The organism is Streptomyces sp. NBC_01264, assembly GCF_026340675.1.
Classification (GTDB): Bacteria; Actinomycetota; Actinomycetes; order Streptomycetales; family Streptomycetaceae; genus Streptomyces.
In genome coordinates, this window is record NZ_JAPEOX010000001.1 from 5,148,336 (window position 1) to 5,164,687 (window position 16,352).

At 71.6% G+C, this 16,352-nt stretch carries 11 protein-coding genes; 4 read left to right on the forward strand and 7 right to left on the reverse strand.

What is annotated here, in order from left to right; genetic code table 11:
- Nucleotides 1–471 carry a hypothetical protein gene (locus tag OG435_RS23915; protein ID WP_266879561.1) on the reverse strand — a complete coding sequence of 157 codons (471 nt, stop codon included), beginning with the start codon at nucleotides 469–471 and terminating at the stop codon, nucleotides 1–3.
- Nucleotides 472–689: 218 nt separating this feature from the next.
- On the opposite strand from OG435_RS23915, the gene OG435_RS23920 reads away from it, so the two are divergent.
- Both OG435_RS23920 and OG435_RS23925 read left to right on the forward strand, forming a co-directional pair.
- Nucleotides 690–1,439 carry a GntR family transcriptional regulator gene (locus OG435_RS23920; protein ID WP_266879563.1) on the forward strand — a complete coding sequence of 250 codons (750 nt, stop codon included), beginning with the start codon at nucleotides 690–692 and terminating at the stop codon, nucleotides 1,437–1,439.
- A gap of 180 nt (nucleotides 1,440–1,619) precedes the next feature.
- Nucleotides 1,620–2,891: a PTS transporter subunit EIIC gene (locus OG435_RS23925; protein WP_266879565.1), complete on the forward strand. Its 1,272-nt coding sequence runs from the start codon at nucleotides 1,620–1,622 to the stop codon at nucleotides 2,889–2,891.
- Between the two features lie 4 nt (nucleotides 2,892–2,895).
- Here OG435_RS23925 and OG435_RS23930 read toward each other — a convergent pair whose 3' ends face one another.
- The 3 genes from OG435_RS23930 to OG435_RS23940 all read right to left on the reverse strand — a co-directional run bounded on the left by OG435_RS23930 (nucleotide 2,896) and on the right by OG435_RS23940 (nucleotide 7,959).
- Nucleotides 2,896–3,954: an AI-2E family transporter gene (locus OG435_RS23930; RefSeq protein ID WP_266879567.1), complete on the reverse strand. Its 1,059-nt coding sequence runs from the start codon at nucleotides 3,952–3,954 to the stop codon at nucleotides 2,896–2,898.
- 58 nt (nucleotides 3,955–4,012) lie between these two features.
- On the reverse strand, nucleotides 4,013–5,653 hold the full coding sequence (locus tag OG435_RS23935; RefSeq protein WP_266879569.1) for a hypothetical protein: 1,641 nt from the start codon (nucleotides 5,651–5,653) through the stop codon (nucleotides 4,013–4,015).
- A gap of 80 nt (nucleotides 5,654–5,733) precedes the next feature.
- Nucleotides 5,734–7,959 (reverse strand): SpoIIE family protein phosphatase, encoded by a 2,226-nt coding sequence (locus tag OG435_RS23940; RefSeq protein ID WP_266879570.1) that lies wholly within the window; start codon nucleotides 7,957–7,959, stop codon nucleotides 5,734–5,736.
- 148 nt (nucleotides 7,960–8,107) lie between these two features.
- On the opposite strand from OG435_RS23940, the gene aspS reads away from it, so the two are divergent.
- On the forward strand, nucleotides 8,108–9,913 hold the full coding sequence (gene aspS / locus OG435_RS23945; RefSeq protein ID WP_266879572.1) for an aspartate--tRNA ligase: 1,806 nt from the start codon (nucleotides 8,108–8,110) through the stop codon (nucleotides 9,911–9,913).
- A 65-nt stretch (nucleotides 9,914–9,978) separates the two neighbouring features.
- On the opposite strand, the gene OG435_RS23950 is transcribed toward aspS, so the two are convergent.
- Nucleotides 9,979–11,655: a VWA domain-containing protein gene (locus OG435_RS23950; RefSeq protein WP_266879574.1), complete on the reverse strand. Its 1,677-nt coding sequence runs from the start codon at nucleotides 11,653–11,655 to the stop codon at nucleotides 9,979–9,981.
- Nucleotides 11,656–11,947: 292 nt separating this feature from the next.
- Between OG435_RS23950 and OG435_RS23955 the strand changes: the two genes are divergently transcribed.
- The gene (locus tag OG435_RS23955) at nucleotides 11,948–14,050 is read left to right on the forward strand and encodes a PhoX family protein (RefSeq protein ID WP_266879576.1); all 2,103 of its coding nucleotides are present in this window, start codon (nucleotides 11,948–11,950) and stop codon (nucleotides 14,048–14,050) included.
- 72 nt (nucleotides 14,051–14,122) lie between these two features.
- On the opposite strand, the gene OG435_RS23960 is transcribed toward OG435_RS23955, so the two are convergent.
- Together OG435_RS23960 and OG435_RS23965 are read right to left on the reverse strand one after the other, a co-directional pair.
- The gene (locus OG435_RS23960; RefSeq protein ID WP_266879577.1) at nucleotides 14,123–15,379 is read right to left on the reverse strand and encodes a sensor histidine kinase; all 1,257 of its coding nucleotides are present in this window, start codon (nucleotides 15,377–15,379) and stop codon (nucleotides 14,123–14,125) included.
- A gap of 15 nt (nucleotides 15,380–15,394) precedes the next feature.
- Complete coding sequence (locus tag OG435_RS23965; RefSeq protein WP_266879579.1) at nucleotides 15,395–16,120, reverse strand: hypothetical protein; 726 nt, start codon at nucleotides 16,118–16,120, stop codon at nucleotides 15,395–15,397.
- Nucleotides 16,121–16,352: the final 232 nt, after the last annotated feature.

Genomic DNA, 16,352 nt, shown 5'->3' on the forward strand with positions numbered 1-16,352 from the left:
TCAGGCCGCCGGCGTCGCCCCCCGCAGCAGACCGACCAGCGTCGAGCTGCTGTCGGCGCCGAAGCCCGCGGCGACTCCGCGCCGGTACAGGTCGGCGTGCGCGCTCAGGATCCCGGTGTCCACGCCGGAGTCGGCGGCGGTGTGCAGGATGTGCTCCACGCTCGCCGCGCACATCGCGAGGCGTTCGTAGGTGCCCTCGTGCGCGTCCGCGTCGATCAGCGGGGCGGAGCCCTCGTAGAAGCCGCGCATGGTGTCGGCGGTGTAGCCGGCGTACGGCACGATGTCCGCGGCCGTCAGGCCGTTGCCCTGCGCCACGGCGAGGGCCTGGTACCAGCCGGTGAACGCGGACCAGAACATGATCATGTTGAGCTGGTAGTAGAGCTGCGCGTAGCCGGGGTCGGCGCCCCGGTAGTCGGTGGCGGCCAGCAGGTCGAGCGGTCCCGCACCCCGCTCCTCCTGGCGGGCCGTCACCTCGCCCGCCTGGTCTCCTCGTACGCCACCGGCACCCCGCAGGGACGATCGGACTGATCATCAGGACCTTCGGCGTGCTGCCGCGGCGACCGCGGGCTGTTGGCTTGTCCGTGGCGTTACGGGCGGGAACGGCGTGCGGATCGCCGCCCCAGGGCCTGACCCGCCCCGGCGTGGTGTCGGGCCGGGTTCCGCGCCGCCCGGCAGAGTGGGGGCCAGTCATGCCCGTAGAGCCCGAGTTCCGTCCCGTCGTGCCCGATGGCGCGCAGCCGCCGTACGTCCTGGCCAAGCGGGCCCTGGCGCACGCCATCGCGGCCGGCGCCCTCGCCCCGGAGCAGCGGCTGCCCTCCGAGCGGTACCTGTGCGAGCAGCTCGGCATCAGCCGCTCCACCCTGCGCCGCACCCTCAAGGAGCTCGGCGAGGAGGGGCTGGTCGAATCCTCCGAGCGGCGCGGCTGGCGCGTGAAGCGGGTGGGCTTCAGTCACTCCCCGGACGCCACGGCCCTGGTCGGCTTCGCCGACCTGAACCGGAGCCTGGGGCGGGCGGTGACCGCCCGGGTCCTGAGCGCCCGTACCCGCCCGGCCGCCTCGGAGGAGGCCGAGCGGTTCCAGGTCGCCACCAGGGCCGAGCTGTTCGAGCTGCGCCGCGTGCGCTTCCTGGACGGCCTGCCGGTGTGCGTCTCGCACGACCTCGTCCCGCTCGCCGTGGCCCCGGCCGTCGCCGGGGCGGACTTCACCACCGCGTCGCTCTTCGGCCTGCTCGCCGCCGCAGGTCACGTACCCGTCGGTGCCCGGTACACGGCCCGCGCGGCGCTCGCCGACACCGAGCAGAGGCGTCTCCTCGACCTGAGCGGCCCCTCGCCCGTCCTGAACACGCGGCGGCTCTCGCTCGACTCCGCCGGGCTGCCGTGCGCCGACAGCCGGGAGACGTACCGGGCCGACCGCTACGAGGTGCGGCTCACCCTCGGCTGAGGCCCCTCGCCCCTGTGGGCAGTCGGGCCTTTGGTCGGCAATCCGTCCGCCGATGCTCCCTAAAGGGGAGATGTGTAAGCAACTGCCCCTTTTTGTCGTCTATACCTGAATCATCTGGTCTGCATCTGGTCTGTATCTGGTGTGAGCGGGCCATCGGTGTGCGTCCAGGAGGAACTGGCGATGAGTACGACTACGGCTGCCGCCGCGCCCGCGAAGAAGCGCGGCGCAGGCCTGATGCAGGGCATGCAGAAGGTCGGCCGCAGCTTGCAGCTGCCGGTCGCCGTGCTGCCCGCCGCCGCGATCCTGCTGCGGCTCGGCCAGGACGACGTCTTCGGCAAGGAGGGCCTGCACTGGGGCAAGCTCGCCGACGTCTTCGCCACCGCCGGCAACGGCGTCTTCGCCAACCTCCCGCTGCTCTTCTGCGTGGGCGTGGCCATCGGCTACGCGAAGAAGGCCGACGGCTCGACCGCGCTCGCCGCCCTGGTCGGCTTCCTCGTCTACAAGAACGTGCTCACCGCGTTCCCCGTCGACGGCTCCGTCACCGAGCTGCTGCCCAAGGGCACGCCGCAGGACCCGGGTGTGCTGGGCGGCATCATCGTCGGCTTGGTCAGCGCCATGGTCTGGCAGCGCTTCCACCGGACCAAGCTGGTCGACTGGCTCGGCTTCTTCAACGGCCGCCGCCTCGTCCCGATCCTCATGGCCTTCATCGGCACCTGTTTCGGCGTGGTCTTCGGGCTGGCCTGGGGCCCGGTGGGCAACGCGCTGGGCTCGTTCAGCGAGTGGCTGATCGGTCTGGGCTCGGTGGGCTCGGGCATCTACGGCGTCTTCAACCGCGGCCTGATACCCGTCGGCATGCACCAGTTCCTCAACACGTTCTTCCAGCAGCAGGTCGGCTCCTTCACCAAGCTCGACAGCTCGGTCGTGCACGGCGAGATCCCCCGCTTCTTCGCCGGGGACCCGACCGCGGGCCAGTTCATGTCGGGCTTCTTCCCGATCATGATGTTCGGCCTGCCGGCCGCCGCGATCGCCATCGCCCACTGCGCCAGGCCGCACCGCCGCAAGGCCGTCATGGGCATGATGGTCTCGCTCGCCCTCACCGCGCTGATCACCGGTGTGACCGAGCCGATCGAATTCACCTTCATGTTCCTGGCCCCCGCCCTCTACGCGGTCCACGCGGTCCTGACCGGCCTGTCGATGGCGGTGACCTGGGGCCTGGGCGTGCACGACGGATTCGGCTTCTCGGCGGGCCTGATCGACTACCTGCTGAACTGGAAGCTCGCCACCAAGCCGTGGCTGATCATCCCCATCGGCCTGTGCTTCGCCGTCGTCTACTACGTGGTCTTCCGCTTCGTCATCACCAAGTTCGACCTGCCGACCCCCGGCCGCGAACCCGATGACGAAGCCGGCGACGAGGCCGACGAGGCGGCCGTGACCGGCGCGACGACTGGCTGACCGCTCAGGCCTGCGCCGCGTAGCGGGACTTCAGTTCCGAGACCACCCCGAAGAAGGCCGCGGTCAGCGGTACGGCCAGCAGCATCCCGAGGATGCCGGCGGCGCTCGCCCCGGCCGTGATCGAGAGCATCACCACCGCCGGGTGCATCTGCACGGTGCGGCTCTGCACCATCGGCTGGAGGACGTAGCCCTCGATCATCTGGACCGCCAGCACCACGCCCAGCGCCCACAGGCCGATCACCCAGCCGCGGTCGGCGAGGGCGACGAGGACCGCCACGGCGCCGGAGAGGAAGGCGCCCAGGTAGGGGATGTAGGCGGTCACGAACACCAGGGCGGCCAGCCCCACGGCCCCGGGGACCCGCAGGATCAGCAGGCCCGCGCCGATCAGCACGGCGTCGACCAGGGCCACGAAGGTGGTGCCGCGCATGAAGCCCTCGACGGCTCCGTACGCGCGCCGCCCCATCGCCTCCATCAGGTCGCCCGAGGTGCGCGGCACCATCGAGCGCAGGGCGGCGACGGCGCGGTCGGAGTCGCGGAGGAAGAAGAAGATCAGCACCATGGCCAGCAGGGCCGTCGCCAGCATCGTCGCGACCACGCTGAGCCCGGTGACCACGCCCGAGGCGGCGGTTCCGCCGAACTTGGTGAGCAGGTCCTTGGAGTTCTTGGCCACGTCCTCCAGGGAGGTGCCGAGCGCCCCGAAGTGCTTCGCGAGGTCCTCGCCGGCCTTCCGCAGGGAGTCGATGATCTGGTCGCCGGTCTCGATGAGCGCCAGGACCACGATGTAGCCGGCCCCGCCGACCACGGCGGCCACGGTCAGGCAGGTGAGGGCCGCGGCGAGCGAGCGGTTGACCTTCATGGCGACCAGCCGCCGGTGCATCGGCCCGAGCAGGGCCGTGCCGAGCACGGCGAGCAGCACGGGCGTGACCACCGTCCGGAAGACGGCGCACAGCCACACGACGAGCGCGAGGACGGCGGCGGCGAGGAGGACGACGACGCACCAGGCGGCGAGGCGGCGTACGGGCTCGGGCAGCAGGGGAGTTGTCGGCTCGGCCCATCCATACACGGCCGGGGGGCCGCCCCCGGGCGCGCCCCGCCGGGGGCGCGGGCCGGGGGCGCGGGTGTCACGGCTTGACGACGACCTCGTCGACGCGGCTCTCGGCGAAGAAGTGGGTCGCGTCGGTCTCTTCGTAGCGGGCCATCCAGGAGCCGGTCATTTCGGCGCCGAAGGCCTGGCTGAAGGTGCCGTCGGCCTCGGTCACGTCCCAGGTCATGTAACGCCACGTGGTGCTTCCGGCCGGGCGGAAGTAGTAGCGGACCTTCTGGCCGGCGAGGGGCTTCCACGTGGGGTCGGCGTGGGTGAGCTTGCCGGTGACGGTGATCAGCCGGCCCTTCCTGACCGGCTCGGGCGAGGCGTTGAAGTCCGGGATGGCCGTCATGGTCCGGGCCACCTTGACGGCGGGGGTGGACCAGCCGTGGATGGTCTTCGTGCCCGCGTACCGCAAGCGGATGTAGCCGGCACCCGGGTAGGGCAGCGTCGACTCGATGTACGCCGGGGTGTTGGCGCCGGGCCTGGTGGTGACGTCCACGCTCTTGCGGGTGGTCCAGCCGGTCTTGCCGTCCGCCGAGTGCTGGACCTCCACCTTCAGTGAAGTGGTGCCGGCCGGGATCTCACCGCGGTCGAACTGGGCCTTCACCGTGACGGTCTTGTTGTTGTCCACCGAGGCCGTGAAGCCGGTGAACAGGGTGCCGGCGGTGGTGTTCACCTTCACCTGCGGACCGCTTCCGAACAGCCAGGGTGAGTTCTCGACGACCGTCCACGGCTTGTCGTCGAGGAACTTCGGGGACGCGGTGAAGCGGCCCGAGCCGTCGGTGTTGACGCTCTCCGTGCCGACCTTGACCGCAGTGCCCGCGGGTACCGGCTTGTACGTGCCGTCAGGAGACTCCCAGGCGACGGTTCCGCCGACCTTGCCCCGGGTCGCGTAGGCGCCGGTCTGCGTCGGGGAGTCCAGGGTGATGCGGGCCCTCACCGCATTCACATTGACTTCCGTGTGCGTCGTTTCCTTGGCGCCGTTCAGCTCGGTCGCGAGGTCCACGTGCACGTGGTGCCAGCCGTAATCGAAGTGGTCCTGGTGAACGGGCTCGGCACCGGTGAGCACGACCTTGGACTCGAAGTGGCCCTGCGCGTCCGCGGTGACCGGCGTGGCGACGGTGCCGATCCGGCGGGTGACCGTGCCGCCCGCGAACGGCTTCTTCGAGCTGTCACGGGGGTCGTAGATCTTGATGTCACCGGACACGACCGTGTCCTGCTTCGCCAGGTCCACCCCGTTCGAGTAGTTCACGTTCTCGAACACCGGCCGCAGGACGTAGCTCAGGGCCGAGCTGTCCTTGTGGAGGACGGGCTCGCCCTCGGTTCCCACGTACTCCACGTCGACGGCGTACTGCCCGAGGTCGGCGAGGCGCAGCGGGCCGGTCGTGAGGTACTCCGCCATGTCGGGCATGTCCGAGTCGCACATCGACTCGCAGCGCTCCGTCACGGAGAAGCTGGTGAGGGTGGCGGCCGGCGTGGACGTGCCCTTCGGGCGCACGTGCACCTTGAGGCCCTTGGGCTGCTCCGAGGTGGGGAACTTGAGCAGGACGCGCGAGTCGGCCGAGATGACGACGAACTTCGGATGGGGATCGGCCGCCTGGGCGGTCGTGGGCGCGGCCAGTACGGCCGCCGTGGCGATTGCCGTGCAGAGCACGGCGCTGATGCGCTTGTTCATGTGTCCCCCCGGGGATCCGTTCATCGACCGGTCACTGGACCGACCGATGAACTGACCGCTTACGCCACCGGATGGTTGTACTAGGAGTCGTTCTCCGCCTCGGCGGGCTTCGACTGTTCGACGAGGACGAACCACGTGGACTTGCCCTCGCCGCGCGGGTCGACGCCCCAGTCGTCGGCCAGCATCTCCAGCAGCAGGACGCCCCGTCCGCTCGACGCCATCTCTCCCGGGTGCCGCTTGTGCGGCAGCTCGTCGGAGGCGTCCGCCACCTCCACCCGCAGCCGGCGCGAGCCGATCTCGCCCACCGCCTCGGCGATCAGCAGCGCGTCCCCGTCCGTGTGGACCAGTACGTTCGTCACCATCTCGGAGACCATCAGCACCGCCGCGTCGACCTGCTCCGGGTCCGCCCAGTCGTGCAGCAGCTCCCGGATCTGCCGGCGGACCCATCCGACCCGCTCCGGCTCCGCCTGGGCGACGGTGGTCATGGTGCGCCGGGCCGGCCGCGACGGGTGCAGCAGCGGGGTCTCGCAGCCGCAGCCCTCGCCCTCGCGGCAGAGCAGGACGACGGCGATGTCGTCCTCGCGCCGGTCGGCCAGCGGGCCGGTGGTGTGGTGCGAGGACGGGCCGTGCACCGCCTGGACCAGCAGGTCGGCCAGCCGTTCCAGGTGGCGGGGCTCCGGGTCCGCGGGGTCGGGGGTCGCCGACTCCAGGATGGCCCGCAGCCGGGCCCAGCCCGTGTCGAGGTCGTGCCCGCCCGTCTCGATGAGCCCGTCGGTGCAGAGCATCATCGTCTCGCCGGGTTCCAGGGTGAACCGCGTCGTCGGGTAGTCGGTGTCCGGGACGATGCCGAGCGGCAGCCCGCCCGCCGTGGGCCGCATCAGGACGGTGCCGTCGGCCATCCGCACCGCCGGGTCGGGGTGCCCGGCGCGGGCCACCTCCAGCAGACCGGTCGCCGGATCGCATTCCACGTACAGGCAGGTCGCGAAGCGCGGGCTGGTGAAATCGGAGTCCCCGCCGCCCCCGACTCCGCCCCCGGCGCCGCCGCCCGTGCCCGGGCGGCCCGTGTCCGACCCGGTGTCCTGTTCCGAGCACAGGCCCGCCAGGAACCGGGAGGCGCGCGAGAGCACGGCGTCGGGCCGGTGGCCCTCGGAGGCGTACGCGCGCACCGCGATCCGGAGCTGGCCCATGAGGCCGGCCGCCCGGACGTCGTGGCCCTGGACGTCGCCGATGACCAGCGCGAACCGTCCCGACGGCAGCGGGATCATGTCGTACCAGTCGCCGCCGACTTGGAGCCCGCCGCCGGTGGGCACGTAGCGCGCGGCCAGCGTCATCCCGGGGATCTCGGGGCCGAGCTGCGGCATCATCGACCGCTGCAGGCCCGTGGTCAGCTCCCGCTCGGATTCGGCCACCCCGGCGCGCTGGAGCGCCTGCGCGAGCATCCGGGCCACCGTCGTCAGCACGGAGCGCTCGTCGGGGGAGAAGGACACCGGGTGCTTGAAGGCGGCCATCCAGGCGCCCATGGTGCGTCCCGCCACGATCAGCGGCAGGAAGGCCCAGGAGATCCTGCCGAAGCGCTGGGCGAGCGGCCAGGTGGCCGGAAAGCGCCGTTTGTAGTCCTCCGGGCTCGGCAGGTAGATCGCCCGGCCGGTACGGACGACCTCCGCGGCCGGGTAGTCGGTCTGCAGCGGCATGTCCGCGAAGGGGCCCTCGTCCCCGGGATCGTGCCCGTGGTGGCCGATGATCGACAGCCGGTCGCCGGACACGCCGAAGACGGCCAGCCCGTCGGGGATGAACCCGGGCATGGACAGCGAGGCCGCCACCCGCAGGACCTCGGAGGTCGAGCGGGCCTCGGCCAGCGCCCGCCCGGCGTCCAGCAGGAACGCCTCGCGCGAGCGGCGCCAGTCGCCGGTGATGGGGGTGTGCGCGGCCGTGGTGCCGGGCTGCGCCTCCGCTATCTCCTGGATCGTGCCGATCAGCTCGTAGTCGACGCGGCCGTCCGCGCCCCGGTTCTCCAGCGGCTTCGAACGGCTCCGTACGGTGCGCAGCACGCGCCCGTCCTCGTCCATGATCCGCAGCCGGGCCTCGGCGAGGGTGCCCTCGGCCACCGCGAGGTTCACGATGCCGTTGATCTCGTTCCAGTCCACCGGGTGGAATCGCGAGCGCACGGCGACCTCGGGCAGCGCGACGGGCTCGGCGGGCAGCCCGAGCAGCCGGGCGGCCTCGCTGTCGAGGGTGACCGTCCCGGACGCGTTGTCCCATCGCCACAATCCGGTCGCGATGGCGGCCAGGACGTCCTCTGTGCGCACCCGGTCATCTTTACAGGTCATCCGCCTGACGTGCCTGTTCACCACCCCGGTGCGCCGCCCGGCGGGCGGGCCCGCACGGGCTCGCGCCCCGGACGGTAACCTTGGGACGGTTGAATCCACCCTGGTATCACGTAGAACTGGATGACTGATGCATCGGTACAGGTCCCACACGTGCGGCGAGCTTCGTGCCTCCGACGTCGCCTCCGACGTCCGGCTGAGCGGCTGGCTGCACAATCGTCGAGACCTGGGCGGCATCCTCTTCATCGATCTGCGTGACCACTACGGCATCACGCAACTCGTCGCCCGTCCCGGCACCGCCGCGAACGAGGCGCTCAGCAGCGTCACCAAGGAGACCGTCGTCCGCATCGACGGCAAGGTCGTCTCCCGCGGCGCGGACAACGTCAACCCCGAGCTCGCCACCGGCGACATCGAGGTCGAGGTCACCGCGGTCGAGGTGCTCGGCGCCGCCGCCCCGCTGCCCTTCACCATCAACACCGACGACGGGGTGAACGAGGAGCGCCGTCTGGAGTACCGCTTCCTCGACCTGCGCCGCGAGCGCATGCACCGCAACATCATGCTGCGCTCGGCCGTCATCGCCTCCATCCGCTCCAAGATGGTGGCCCTCGGCTTCAACGAGATGGCGACCCCGATCCTCACCGCGACCTCCCCCGAGGGCGCCCGTGACTTCGTCGTCCCGTCCCGCCTGAACCCGGGCAAGTTCTATGCGCTCCCGCAGGCGCCGCAGCAGTTCAAGCAGCTGCTGATGATCTCCGGCTTCGACCGGTACTTCCAGATCGCGCCCTGCTTCCGCGACGAGGACGCCCGCGCCGACCGTTCGCCGGGCGAGTTCTACCAGCTCGACGTCGAGATGTCCTTCGTCGAGCAGGAGGACGTCTTCCAGCCCATCGAGCGGCTGATGACGGAGATCTTCACCGAGTTCGGCAAGGGCCGCCCGGTCACCTCGCCGTTCCCGCGGATCCCCTTCCGCGAGTCGATGATGAAGTACGGCAACGACAAGCCCGACCTCCGGTCCAAGCTGGAACTCGTCGACATCACCGACGTGTTCGAGGGCTCGGAGTTCAAGGCGTTCGCCGGCAAGCACGTGCGCGCCCTGGCCGTCCCGGACACCGCCGCCCAGCCCCGCAAGTTCTTCGACGGCCTCGGCGAGTACGCGATCTCGCTGGGCGCCAAGGGCCTGGCCTGGGTCCGTGTGGGCGAGGACGGCGGCCTGACCGGCCCGATCGCCAAGTTCCTCACCGAGGAGAACGTCAAGGTCCTCACCGAGCGCCTCGGCCTTGCCGCCGGGCACGCCGTGTTCTTCGGCGCCGGCGAGTTCGACGAGGTCTCCAAGATCATGGCGGGCGTCCGCGTCGAGGCGTCCAAGCGCGCCGGACAGTTCGAGGAGGACGTCTTCCGCTTCTGCTGGATCGTCGACTTCCCGATGTTCGAGGCGGACGAGGAGACCGGCAAGATCGACTTCTCCCACAACCCGTTCTCCATGCCGCAGGGCGGCATGAAGGACCTGGAGGAGAAGGACCCGCTCGACATCCTGGCGTGGCAGTACGACATCGTCTGCAACGGCATCGAGCTGTCCTCCGGCGCCATCCGCAACCACGAGCCCGAGGTCATGCTGAAGGCCTTCGAGATCGCCGGTTACGAGGCCGAGACCGTCGAGCGCGAGTTCGCGGGCATGCTCCGCGCCTTCCGCCTCGGCGCCCCGCCGCACGGCGGCATCGCCCCGGGCGTGGACCGCATCGTGATGCTGCTCGCCGACGAGCCGAACATCCGCGAGACCATCGCCTTCCCGCTCAACGGCAACGCGCAGGACCTGATGATGGGCGCGCCCACCATCCTGGAGGAGTCCCGCCTGCGCGAGCTGAACATCGCGCTCCGCAAGCCGGTGGAGACCAAGACGAGCGAGCCGGTCGACAAGGCCGTCAAGCCGCACCAGTAGGCCGTCACACGAAGGAAGGGCCCGGGATCCGTACGGATCCCGGGCCCTTCCTTCGTACCGTCTGGCTAGAACTTCTCCAGCAGGCCCTTGAGGAGGGCTGCCGAGGTCAGTTCGGCCGGGGCGGGGCCGGCGTGGAAGAAGCCGGCGTTCTCCGCATCCAGCTTGCGCAGGAAGTCGAAGGCCTTGGCGTCGTGCTCGCCGAACGCGACGAACTGCCAGTGGATGCCGGGGGCGGTGGCGGCGGCGTCGGCGATCGCCTGGCGGGCGGGGCGGACGCTGTCGGGCGCGCCGTCCGTCTGGAACACGACCAGGGCCGGGCCCTCGCCGCCGTCCTTCTGGTACCGCTCCACGACGGCCTCGACGGCGACGTGATAGCTGGTGCGGCCCATCCGGCCGAGCTCCGCGTGGCGGGTCTCGACCCAGGCCTCGTCGTACGCGTCGAGGGCGAGGTCGGCCGTGCCGTCCAGCTCGGTGGAGAAGAACACCGTACGGACGGTGGCCTCTTCGTCGAGGTGCGCGGCGAGGGCGAGGGCGTGGTCGGCGAGGTGCTGGACGCTGCCGTCCTTGTAGAACGGGCGCATCGAGCCCGACCGGTCGAGCACGAGGAACACGGTGGCGCGGGCGCCGGCCTTGCCCTTGGCGCGCAGCGCCTGCCCGGCGGCCTTGTACGCGGCCGCGAGCGGGGGCGCTTGCCGCTTGAGGGAGGCGAGGTCATGAGCGGGGCCGCCTGCGGCGGCGTGGGCGGGGAGAAGCTCGGCTTCGCCGTCGACCTCGGCGGTGACTTCGGCGTCGGTCGGGACGGGCTCCGCGTCGGCTTCGACCGCGACGGGCTCTGCCTCGGTGATGGCCTCGGCTTCGGCCGTGACCGGCTCGGCCTGGGCGGCCACGGGCTCGGCCTCGGTGATGACCTCGGCGTCGGCTGCGACGGGTTCTGCCTCGGTGATGACCTCGGCCTCTGCCGGGATCGGCTCGGCCTGGGCGGCCGGGGGCTCCGGCTCGGTGATGACCTCGGCCTCTGCCGTGACCGGCTCCGCCTCGGTCTCGGCCGCCACGGGCTCGGCCTCGGGCTCGGTGTCCGCTACGTTGGCCTGCTGCTCGGTGTCCGCCTCGGCGGCGGGCTCCTCCTCGGGCACTGCGGCCAGGGCCGGTTCGGCCTCGGGGGTGGCGGCTTCGGCCTCGGCCGCCGGAGCGTCGAGGGGCTTGGCTTCGGCCTCCGCCACCTCGGCGATGGCCTCGGCCGCGACGGGCTCGGGCTCGGTGGTGGCGGGCTCCGGCGTTGCCTCGGCGGCCTGTTCGGCCTCGGGCTCGGCCACAGCCACAGCCACAGCCACAGGCTCGGCTTCAGCCTCGGGCTCGGCTTCGGCCGCAATCGCAGCCTCGGGCTCGGCCGCAGCTTCGGGCTCGGGGGCAACCTCGGCTGCGGCAGCCGGGGGAGTCGGGGTGGGCGGGGTCGCGGGGGTCGACGGGGTCCCGGTGGAGGGGCGGCGGGCCTCCGGGACCGTGGGGTCCGGGTTGGGGGCCGGGGCCGGGGCGGTGAGCACCGTGCCCGGTTCGAGGTCCCGGGGGGTGGACTGCGGGGGAACAGTGGGGTTGTCGAAGGAGGCGGCGACCAGTTCGGCGGCCGCGTCCAGGGGGGTGCGTTCGGTCTGGCTCGGAAGGGCCGCCGAAGTGGTGCCGGTCGTCTCCGGAACCTGTTCAGCAGTCCGTCCGAACACCTTGCGCAACAAGCTCCGAATACCCATGGGCCAGGCCTTTCGCATGAGTGCGTGCGTCATTTGTCCGTGAGGCGCGGTAGATCCCTGCCCAGAGTGGACACGTAAGGTTATCGGCCCCTTGGCTGGAACTTTGGGAGGGGCACCTTTCGTGGCGCCCACGCCTCAAACCCACCCGTTATGCCCCCGAACTGCCGCCCCGACGTGCCGGATTCACCGGCCGTTCATCCATCGGCCGCCGCTTCGGCGCAACCCACCCATAGCGTCACCGACGGATTGTTCCGACACGTTGTCGGGGACCGTGCATCAACGGAGGACACTCGTGCGCAAGCTCCTGCCGCTCATCGGCTCATCTCACGGGGGCGGCCGTTCCGCTCTCACCTGCCGCTACCGCTGCGGTGACGCCTGCTTCCACGAGGTGCCGAACACCAGTGACAACGAGTACGCCGGGGACGTCATAGCCCGCGCGTACTCCCGCCGCGCGATGCTCCGCTCCGCCGCGGTCGTCACGGTCGCCTCGGCCGCCGGTACGGCCCTCACGCTGAGCGGCAACGGTTCCTCCGCCTCCGCCGACCCGACGGTCGAGGCGCAGCGCGCCGGCGCCGCCGGGGTCAACGCCGCGGGTGCCCGCGGTCTGCGCTTCACCCCGGTCGCGCCGAACACCGCCGACCAGGTCACGATCCCCGAGGGTCACGAGCAGAACGTGGTCATCCGCTGGGGCGACCCGATCGTCAAGGGCGCGCCGGGCTTCAACCCGGACAAGCAGACCGCCGCCGCCCAGGCCGGTCAGTTCGGCTACAACAACGACTTCCTGAGCCTGCTCCCGCTCGGCGGTGACTACGAGCGCCAGCAGCTGCTCGTGGCCAACCACGAGTACACGGACGAGAACCTCATGTTCAAGGCGTACGACCCGGCCAACCCGACCCGTGAGCAGGTCGAGATCGCCTGGGCCGCGCACGGCCTGTCCGTGGTCGCGGTCCAGGAGGACCACCGCAGCGGCAAGCTGACGGCCATCAGCCGCCACCGCCTCAACCGCCGCCTGACCGCCACCAGCGAGTTCCGGCTGACCGGCCCGGCCGCGGGCACCGACCTGGTGAAGACCTCGGTCGACACCACCGGCACCAAGGTGCTCGGCACCCTCAACAACTGCGCCGGCGGCACCACCCCGTGGGGCACCACCCTCCACGGCGAGGAGAACTTCAACCAGTACTTCGCCAACGCCGGTCTGGTCACCGACCCGACCCAGGCACTCCGCCTGAAGCGCTACGGCGTGACCGCCGGAGCCACCGAGCGCAAGTGGGAGCGGTTCGACAAGCGCTTCGACGTCGCGCAGGAGCCCAACGAGTCGCACCGCTTCGGCTGGGTCGTCGAGCTGGACCCGTACGACGTGAACTCCGTCCCGCGCAAGCGCACCGCGCTCGGCCGCTTCAAGCACGAGGCCGCGCAGCCCCGCCTGACCGAGGACGGCCGCCCCGTCGTCTACATGGGCGACGACGAGCGCTTCGACTACTTCTACAAGTTCGTCTCGTCGAAGCAGATGAAGAAGGGCGACTCGCGCGCGGCGAAGGAGCACAACCTCACGCTGCTCGACGAGGGCACCCTCTACGTCGCCAAGCTCACCGGTGACACCCCGGTCACCGAGTTCGACGGCACCGGCAAGCTCCCCTCCGACGGCGAGTTCGACGGTTCCGGTGTCTGGATCAAGCTGCTCACCACTTCCCCGAACGGGAACGTCTCGCACGTCGAGGGCCTGACCGCCGCAGAGGTGTCGGTCTTCACGCGCCTCGCCGCCGACAAGGTCGGCGCGACCAAGATGGACCGTCCCGAGGACGTCGAGCCGTCCCCGCGCACCGGCCGCGTCTACATCGCGCTGACGAACAACACGGACCGCGGCAAGCCGGGCAAGGAAGGTGCCACCGAGGCCAACCCGCGCAACCTGAACAAGCACGGCCAGATCCTGGAGCTCGCCGAGAACTTCGACGACCCGGCCGGCGACGGCTTCGCCTGGCGCCTCTTCCTGGTCGCGGGTGACCCGAACGACCCGGCGACCTACTTCGCGGGCTTCCCGAAGGACAAGGTCAGCCCGATCTCCTGCCCGGACAACGTGGCGTTCGACCCGCACGGCAACCTGTGGATCTCCACGGACGGCAACCAGCTCGGCTCGCACGACGGCCTGTTCGGCGTCGCGACCGCCGGTGAGCGCCGTGGCGAGCTGAAGCAGTTCCTGACCGTTCCGCGCGGCGCCGAGACCTGTGGCCCGCTCATCCAGGACAAGCGCGTCCTGGTGGCCGTGCAGCACCCGGGCGAGATCGACGGCGCGTCCGTCGAGAAGCCGCAGTCGGTGTGGCCCGACGGTCCGGGCAAGATCGTCCGTCCGTCGGTCGTGTCGGTGTGGCGCAAGGACGGCAAGAACATCGGCGTCTGAGCCCCTGGGCTGACGTGAGTTGACCCGAGCGGGGGCGGTGGATGTTTCACGTGAAACATCCACCGCCCCCGCTCAACTGCCTTCCGGCAGACGCCCGACCGGCAGCAGCAGCGTGGTCACGGCGCCCCCGTCGGGGGCGTTGGAGAAGCGCAGCTCGATCTCCAGTACCTCCGCCTGCCCGGCCGCGATGATCAGGCCCAGCCCGTGGCCCCGTCCGCGTCCGGGATCCCCGGCGCGGAACCGCCGCGGGCCCTGCTCGATCAGCTCGGCCGGATAGCCGGGCCCGTGGTCGCGTACGGTCACCAGCGGGCCGGTGACGGTCACTTCGATCGGTGGCTGCCCGTGCTTGTGGGCGTTGACCAGCAGGTTGGCCAGGATCCGGTCGAGGCGGCGCCGGTCGGTGAGCACCACCGCGTCCCGCTCGATCCGTATCGCGACGGGCAGCCGGGTGCTCGCCGCGGCCCGCTCCACCGCGCGGCCGAGCTCCACCCGGGCCAGGTCGGCCCGTTCGACGCCGGAGTCCAGCCGGGAGATCTCCAGCAGGTCCTCGGTGAGCAGGTGCAGGGCCTTGAGGCGGTCGTTGATCATCTCCTTGGGCCGTCCCTCGGGCAGCAGCGCGGCCGCGGCCAGGGATCCCGTGAGCGGGGTGCGCAGTTCGTGCGCGACGTCCGCCGTGAACCGCTTCTCTGCCTCCAGCCGGGCCTGGAGCGAGGCCGCCATCGAGTCGAGGGCCTGCGCGACGTCCGTCACCGCGTCGCGTGAACGGGCGCGGGGCCCCTCCCCTTCGGCCGGGAAGCCGACGCGCGCGTCGAGGTCCCCGGCGCTGATCCGGCGGGCCACCGCGGCCGTGGTGGCGAGGCGGCGGCTGATGCGGCCCGCGAGGAAGATGCCGGCGAGGGCGACCACCCCGGCGGCGAGGCCGGCGGAGACCAGGATCGCGGCATCGATCTCCCGGAGCCGGGTGCGGGTGCTGTCGTAGGGGACCCAGACCGCGAGGGGCTTTCCGTCGGCGGGGCCGGCCGCCCACATGACCGGCATTCCGTCCTGGGTGCCGGTCATGCTGCCGGTTCGTCCGCGGGCGACCAGGTCGCGCAGCGGGGCCGGGAGGCCGGGCGGGTCCAGGGCGCTGTTGCCGTCGCCGCGCGCGGTGCCGTACTCGTACTGGGCCAGGGCGTAGTCCAGCTCCCGGTCCACGTCCTTGCGGACCTCGCCGACGAGCTGACGGGCGACCACGTTGTGCACGAGGATGCCGAGCGCGGCCGCGACGGCGCAGCACACCGCCGTGGTGGTCATGGCGATCTTCCAGCGCAGGCTGATCGTGCGGCGCATCGGGTCCCGGCCTCCTCAGCCCGTGCCGGCGCCGGCGCCCTGGGCCGGGCAGGGGGAGGTGTCGCCCTGGCCCGGGCACTCGTCGAGGGTGAGCTGGGAGAGGTTCATGATTCCGGCCTCCGGGTCCCACACGTAGTCGGAGATGGAGACCTTCTTCGGGTTCGAGGTCGGCTCGCGCACCGCCAGGTGCTCGGCGGCCACCTCCACGCCCTCCAGCACCGCGCGCCGGGACAGGACGCGGGCGATCGTCCCGTCGTCCCGGACGGTGTAGACGCGCAGTTCGCTGACCCGGCCGTCCATGTCCAGGGCGGTGATCAGCTCCGGGATCCCGTTGCCCGTCACATCGGCCAGGACCGGGGGCCGGACCGGGCAGTCGGGGCCGCCGTCCACAGCCTGTGCACAGAGCGCGAGGCGCTGGATCGCCCGGGGGTCGACGAGCCGGCCGGTGCCGGCGTCCGCGGCGGTGGCGGCGGTGACGTCGGCCCGTACGACGTCCACGGCGTTGACGCCCTTCATGGACAGCGAGGGGACCTTGGCGAGACCCGGGACGGCGGTGGCCGCGCCGGACTGCTGGCCGGGAGCCGGGGGGTCGGGACGGATGTCCTTCCACAGGGTGCGGGGGGCGTGGGCGTTGCCGAGGTCGCCGTCGTTCTGGAGGCCCTCCACGTCGGCGCAGCCCGTCGCCGCGGACAGGGCGGCCGCCAGCAGGAGGGCCCGGCTGCGCCGGAGGAAGGGCCTCATGTGCTGATGCTCTCCCGCCGGCCGCGGGGTGGCCCGGGGGCGGAGCCATTGGGGGGACTGCGCGCCGCCACTACCAGGGGCTCCGCCCCTGGACCCCCGCGCCTCAAACGCCGGCGGGGCTGGATTTGGGCTGGGCCCGGTGGGTGGATGCGGCGCCGCTACCAGGGGCTCCGCCCCCAGGACCCCCGCGCCTCGAACGCCGGCGGGGCTGGATTTGGGGTCGGGGGCGCGG

What these genes read in the sequence shown, in the direction of transcription:
- OG435_RS23950 (WP_266879574.1), bottom strand. Translation starts at nt 11,655, where the DNA reads ATGGGTATTCGGAGCTTGTTGCGCAAGGTGTTCGGACGGACTGCTGAA.
- OG435_RS23935 (WP_266879569.1), bottom strand. Translation starts at nt 5,653, where the DNA reads ATGAACAAGCGCATCAGCGCCGTGCTCTGCACGGCAATCGCCACGGCG.
- OG435_RS23925 (WP_266879565.1), top strand. Translation starts at nt 1,620, where the DNA reads ATGAGTACGACTACGGCTGCCGCCGCGCCCGCGAAGAAGCGCGGCGCA.
- OG435_RS23960 (WP_266879577.1), bottom strand. Translation starts at nt 15,379, where the DNA reads ATGCGCCGCACGATCAGCCTGCGCTGGAAGATCGCCATGACCACCACG.
- aspS (WP_266879572.1), top strand. Translation starts at nt 8,108, where the DNA reads ATGCATCGGTACAGGTCCCACACGTGCGGCGAGCTTCGTGCCTCCGAC.
- OG435_RS23965 (WP_266879579.1), bottom strand. Translation starts at nt 16,120, where the DNA reads ATGAGGCCCTTCCTCCGGCGCAGCCGGGCCCTCCTGCTGGCGGCCGCC.
- OG435_RS23920 (WP_266879563.1), top strand. Translation starts at nt 690, where the DNA reads ATGCCCGTAGAGCCCGAGTTCCGTCCCGTCGTGCCCGATGGCGCGCAG.